Raw genomic sequence first — 6,000 nt, 5'->3', positions numbered from 1 at the left:
ATAAAATGAACTTGCGTTATAAATAGGATTTTGTTATATTGTAGTAGTTGCTTGAATTATGACTAGATAATCAATGAGCTAATACGAGAATTTTAATCTAAGAAACGCAAAATCTTATCTATTAAAGTGATCAGAGTCTGCATAATCTGGTATATTAGATAACTGTATAAAGATGGAGGTGTTTTGCATGGTAAAACGTACTTATCAACCAAATAAACGTAAACATAGTAAAGTTCATGGTTTCAGAAAACGCATGAGCACAAAAAATGGCCGTAAAGTTTTAGCGCGCCGTCGTCGTAAAGGCCGTAAAGTTTTATCTGCATAAGATCACTGACTCATCAGTGATCTTTTTTTTCGTTTAAATTAAGAATAAATAGAAATTTATGTTATAAGCTCAATAGAAGTTTAAATATAGCTTCAAATAAAAACGATAAATAAGCGAGTGATGTTATTGGAAAAAGCTTACCGAATTAAAAAGAATGCAGATTTTCAGAGAATATATAAAAAAGGTCATTCTGTAGCCAACAGACAATTTGTTGTATACACTTGTAATAATAAAGAAATAGACCATTTTCGCTTAGGTATTAGTGTTTCTAAAAAACTAGGTAATGCAGTGTTAAGAAACAAGATTAAAAGAGCAATACGTGAAAATTTCAAAGTACATAAGTCGCATATATTGGCCAAAGATATTATTGTAATAGCAAGACAGCCAGCTAAAGATATGACGACTTTACAAATACAGAATAGTCTTGAGCACGTACTTAAAATTGCCAAAGTTTTTAATAAAAAGATTAAGTAAGGATAGGGTAGGGGAAGGAAAACATTAACCACTCAACACATCCCGAAGTCTTACCTCAGACAAACGTAAGACTGACCTTAGGGTTATAATAACTTACTTTAAAATGTATTCACATCGTTGAAGGAGGCGAGTAGCAATATGGATTTAGATACAATTACGAGTATTTCAACACCAATGGGTGAAGGGGCAATTGGAATTGTTCGATTGTCTGGACCGCAAGCCGTTGAAATTGCTGACAAATTATATAAAGGAAAACATCTTTTAAATGATGTTCCATCACATACGATTAATTACGGTCATATTATTGATCCAGAGTCTAAAGAAGTGGTTGAAGAAGTTATGGTGTCTGTGTTAAGAGCGCCAAAAACATTTACACGCGAAGATATTATAGAAATTAATTGTCATGGTGGTATTTTAACGATTAATAGAGTGCTGGAACTTACTATGACATATGGCGCTAGAATGGCTGAGCCAGGTGAATTTACAAAACGTGCCTTTTTAAATGGTCGTATTGATTTATCTCAAGCTGAAGCAGTTATGGACTTTATTCGCTCGAAGACAGATAGAGCTTCTAAAGTTGCGATGAATCAAATTGAAGGTCGTCTAAGTGACTTAATCAAAAAACAACGTCAATCTATATTAGAGATACTCGCTCAAGTGGAAGTGAATATTGATTATCCTGAATACGATGATGTTGAAGATGCGACTACTGAATTTCTTTTAGAGCAGTCTAAAGAAATCAAACAGGAAATTAATCGTTTATTAGATACCGGTGCGCAGGGTAAAATTATGCGTGAAGGTTTATCTACAGTTATTGTTGGTAAACCAAACGTAGGTAAATCATCGATGTTAAATAATTTAATACAAGATAATAAAGCGATTGTAACTGAGGTAGCAGGTACTACTAGAGATGTCTTAGAAGAGTACGTCAATGTTCGTGGCGTGCCATTAAGATTAGTTGATACTGCTGGTATACGTGAGACAGAAGATATAGTAGAGAAGATTGGTGTTGAACGCTCTAGAAAGGCTCTTAGCCAAGCAGACTTAATTTTATTTGTATTAAACAATAACGAAGCATTGACTCAAGAAGATTACACATTATATGAAGTGGTTAAAAATGAAGATGTAATCGTAATTGTTAATAAAATGGATTTAGAGCAAAACATAGATATTAATGAAGTTAAAGATATGATAGGTGATACGCCATTAATTCAAACTTCAATGTTAAAACAAGAAGGTATTGATGAATTAGAAATACAAATTCGAGATTTGTTCTTTGGTGGAGAAGTACAAAATCAAGATATGACTTATGTTTCTAATTCAAGACATATTTCATTATTAAAACAAGCAAGACAAACGATACAAGATGCGATTGATGCAGCAGAATCTGGTGTGCCTATGGATATGGTACAAATTGATTTAACTAGAACTTGGGAAATATTAGGAGAAATTATTGGTGAGACTGCAAGTGATGAACTCATCGATCAGTTATTCAGTCAATTCTGCTTAGGTAAATAGTAATTGAAATAGACGGAATACCGTCTTAAGAAGGCTAGTAAGATATCAAATAAGGAGGTTTATATTGTGGTTCAAGAATATGATGTAATCGTTATAGGTGCGGGACATGCAGGTGTAGAAGCAGGTTTAGCATCTGCAAGACGTGGTGCTAAAACATTAATGCTAACAATAAATTTAGATAATATTGCATTTATGCCATGTAACCCATCTGTAGGTGGACCAGCTAAAGGTATCGTTGTTCGTGAAATTGATGCTTTAGGTGGACAAATGGCAAAAACAATCGATAAAACACACATTCAAATGAGAATGTTAAATACAGGTAAAGGACCTGCTGTAAGAGCACTAAGAGCGCAAGCAGATAAAGTACTTTATCAACAAGAAATGAAACGCGTGATTGAAGATGAAGAAAATTTGCATATAATGCAAGGTATGGTAGACGAACTTATTATAGAAGATAATGAAGTTAAAGGTGTACGTACAAATATTGGTACAGAGTATTTATCTAAAGCAGTAATTATTACAACGGGAACATTTTTACGTGGTGAAATCATTTTAGGTAATATGAAGTATTCAAGTGGACCAAATCACCAATTACCATCAATCACATTATCAGACAATTTAAGAGAACTTGGTTTTGATATTGTTCGTTTTAAAACAGGTACACCACCGCGTGTAAATTCAAAAACAATTGACTATTCGAAGACTGAAATACAACCAGGTGACGATGTAGGTCGTGCATTCAGCTTTGAAACAACAGAATATATATTAGATCAATTGCCATGTTGGCTAACGTATACTAATGCTGAAACACACAAAGTTATCGATGATAATTTACATCTATCTGCAATGTATTCAGGGATGATTAAAGGAACCGGGCCACGTTATTGCCCTTCAATTGAAGATAAATTTGTTCGATTTAATGATAAGCCGCGACATCAACTTTTCTTAGAGCCTGAAGGTCGTAATACAAATGAAGTATATGTGCAAGGATTGTCTACAAGTCTTCCTGAACATGTGCAACGTCAAATGTTAGAGACGATACCAGGTCTTGAAAAAGCAGATATGATGCGTGCCGGCTACGCAATTGAATATGATGCGATTGTGCCAACGCAGTTATGGCCTACACTTGAAACGAAAATGATTAAAAACTTATATACTGCAGGTCAAATTAATGGTACATCTGGTTATGAAGAAGCAGCAGGACAAGGATTGATGGCAGGTATTAACGCTGCAGGTAAAGTGTTAAACACAGGCGAAAAGATATTAAGTCGTTCAGATGCATATATTGGTGTCTTAATCGATGATCTTGTAACTAAAGGTACTAATGAACCTTATCGTTTACTAACATCACGTGCAGAATATCGTTTGTTACTACGTCATGATAATGCTGATTTGAGATTGACGGATATGGGATATGAACTTGGTATGATTTCTGAAGAAAGATATGCACGTTTTAATGAAAAACGTCAGCAAATTGATGCGGAAATTAAGCGTTTATCAGATATTCGTATTAAACCAAACGAACATACGCAAGCGATTATTGAACAACATGGTGGTTCTCGCTTAAAAGATGGTATTTTAGCTATCGATTTATTACGCAGACCTGAAATGACTTACGATATAATTTTAGAACTTTTAGAAGAAGAACATCAATTGAATGCAGATGTTGAAGAACAAGTAGAAATACAAACAAAATATGAAGGTTATATCAATAAATCACTACAACAAGTTGAGAAAGTTAAGCGTATGGAAGAGAAGAAAATTCCAGAAGACTTAGATTATAGTAAGATTGATAGTTTGGCGACTGAAGCGCGAGAAAAATTATCAGAAGTAAAACCTTTAAATATTGCACAAGCTTCTAGAATATCAGGGGTAAATCCAGCAGACATATCTATATTATTGATTTACTTAGAACAAGGTAAACTCCAAAGGGTGAGTGACTAATGACTGTAGAATGGTTAGCAGAACAATTAAAAGAACATAATATTCAATTAACTGAGACTCAAAAACAACAGTTTCAAACATATTATCGTTTACTTGTTGAATGGAATGAAAAGATGAATTTGACAAGTATTACAGATGAACACGATGTATATTTGAAACATTTTTATGATTCCATTGCACCTAGTTTTTATTTTGATTTTAATCAGCCTATAAGTATATGTGATGTAGGCGCTGGAGCTGGTTTTCCAAGTATTCCGTTAAAAATAATGTTTCCGCAGTTAAAAGTGACGATTGTTGATTCATTAAATAAGCGTATTCAATTTTTAAACCATTTAGCGTCAGAATTACAATTACAGGATGTCAGCTTTATACACGATAGAGCAGAAACATTTGGTAAGGGTGTCTACAGGGAGTCTTATGATGTTGTTACTGCAAGAGCAGTAGCTAGATTATCCGTGTTAAGTGAATTGTGTTTACCGCTAGTTAAAAAAGGTGGACAGTTTGTTGCATTAAAATCTTCAAAAGGTGAAGAAGAATTAGAAGAAGCAAAATTTGCAATTAGTGTGTTAGGTGGTAATGTTACAGAAACACATACCTTTGAATTGCCAGAAGATGCTGGAGAGCGCCAGATGTTCATTATTGATAAAAAAAGACAGACGCCGAAAAAGTATCCAAGAAAACCAGGGACGCCTAATAAGACTCCTTTACTTGAAAAATAATGCATAATCCTTTACAACTAACATAAAAGGAGCGAATGGATAATGAAAAAACCTTTTTCAAAATTATTTGGTTTGAAAAACAAAGATGACATCATTGGACATATTGAAGAAGATCGCAATAGTAATGTTGAATCCATTCAAATTGAACGTATCGTTCCCAACCGTTATCAACCAAGACAGGTGTTTGAACCAAATAAAATTAAAGAACTTGCTGAATCAATACATGAACATGGTTTACTACAACCTATTGTTGTAAGACCGATTGAAGAAGATATGTTTGAAATTATTGCTGGAGAGCGCCGATTTAGAGCAATACAATCACTAAATTTACCTCAAGCAGACGTTATTATTCGTGATATGGATGATGAAGAGACGGCTGTTGTTGCATTAATTGAGAATATTCAAAGAGAAAATTTGTCTGTTGTTGAAGAAGCGGAAGCCTATAAGAAATTATTGGAAATTGGTGATACAACGCAAAGTGAATTGGCAAAAAGTTTAGGTAAAAGTCAAAGCTTTATTGCAAATAAGTTGCGTTTATTGAAGTTGGCGCCGAAAGTACTACTTCGCTTAAGAGAAGGTAAAATTACTGAACGTCATGCGAGAGCGGTATTATCATTGTCTGATAGCGAACAAGAAGCGTTGATTGAGCAAGTCATTGCACAAAAGCTAAATGTGAAACAGACTGAAGATAGAGTACGCCAAAAAACGGGGCCCGAAAAAGTCAAAGCACAAAACCTTCGCTTTGCACAAGATGTCACTCAAGCACGAGATGAGGTAGGCAAAAGTATCCAAGCGATTCAACAAACAGGATTACATGTTGAGCATAAAGACAAAGATCATGAAGATTATTATGAAATAAAAATTCGAATATATAAACGTTAGTAGTAGGATGTCGTATACATGATGACTAACACATAAAAGACAAAGCTAAGATCATAACAGCTTTGTCTTTTTTTTTTGTTTTACGTGAAACATAAAAATTTATATTTATATGTTGATCAGGCTGGTACATAAATCAAT

The 6,000-nt window shown here is 34.0% G+C and carries 6 protein-coding genes; all 6 read left to right on the top strand.

Annotated features, from left to right (window positions below; translation table 11 throughout):
• The first annotated feature begins 187 nt into the window (after positions 1–187).
• The 6 genes from rpmH (at position 188) to noc (ending at position 5,862) form a co-directional block, all read left to right on the top strand.
• On the top strand, positions 188–325 hold the full coding sequence (gene rpmH, locus AA076_RS14005; protein WP_000240855.1) for a 50S ribosomal protein L34: 138 nt from the start codon (positions 188–190) through the stop codon (positions 323–325).
• Positions 326–445: 120 nt separating this feature from the next.
• Positions 446–799: a ribonuclease P protein component gene (gene rnpA / locus AA076_RS14000; protein WP_001789343.1), complete on the top strand. Its 354-nt coding sequence runs from the start codon at positions 446–448 to the stop codon at positions 797–799.
• Positions 800–937: 138 nt separating this feature from the next.
• Positions 938–2,317, top strand: coding sequence for a tRNA uridine-5-carboxymethylaminomethyl(34) synthesis GTPase MnmE (mnmE, locus tag AA076_RS13995; protein ID WP_000362509.1), 1,380 nt, complete (start codon positions 938–940; stop codon positions 2,315–2,317).
• A 66-nt stretch (positions 2,318–2,383) separates the two neighbouring features.
• The gene (gene mnmG / locus AA076_RS13990) at positions 2,384–4,261 is read left to right on the top strand and encodes a tRNA uridine-5-carboxymethylaminomethyl(34) synthesis enzyme MnmG (protein WP_000249662.1); all 1,878 of its coding nucleotides are present in this window, start codon (positions 2,384–2,386) and stop codon (positions 4,259–4,261) included.
• On the top strand, positions 4,261–4,980 hold the full coding sequence (gene rsmG / locus AA076_RS13985; protein WP_000215595.1) for a 16S rRNA (guanine(527)-N(7))-methyltransferase RsmG: 720 nt from the start codon (positions 4,261–4,263) through the stop codon (positions 4,978–4,980). Before mnmG ends, rsmG begins: the two co-directional genes overlap by 1 nt.
• Before the next feature lie 42 nt (positions 4,981–5,022).
• The gene (gene noc / locus AA076_RS13980) at positions 5,023–5,862 is read left to right on the top strand and encodes a nucleoid occlusion protein (RefSeq protein WP_000742837.1); all 840 of its coding nucleotides are present in this window, start codon (positions 5,023–5,025) and stop codon (positions 5,860–5,862) included.
• The last annotated feature ends 138 nt before the right edge of the window (positions 5,863–6,000 follow it).

The sequence above is a fragment of the Staphylococcus aureus genome, from assembly GCF_001027105.1.
Taxonomy (GTDB): domain Bacteria; phylum Bacillota; class Bacilli; order Staphylococcales; family Staphylococcaceae; genus Staphylococcus; species Staphylococcus aureus.
Note: the sequence above shows the minus strand (reverse complement) of the source record. Positions and strands in the feature narration are given on the sequence as shown.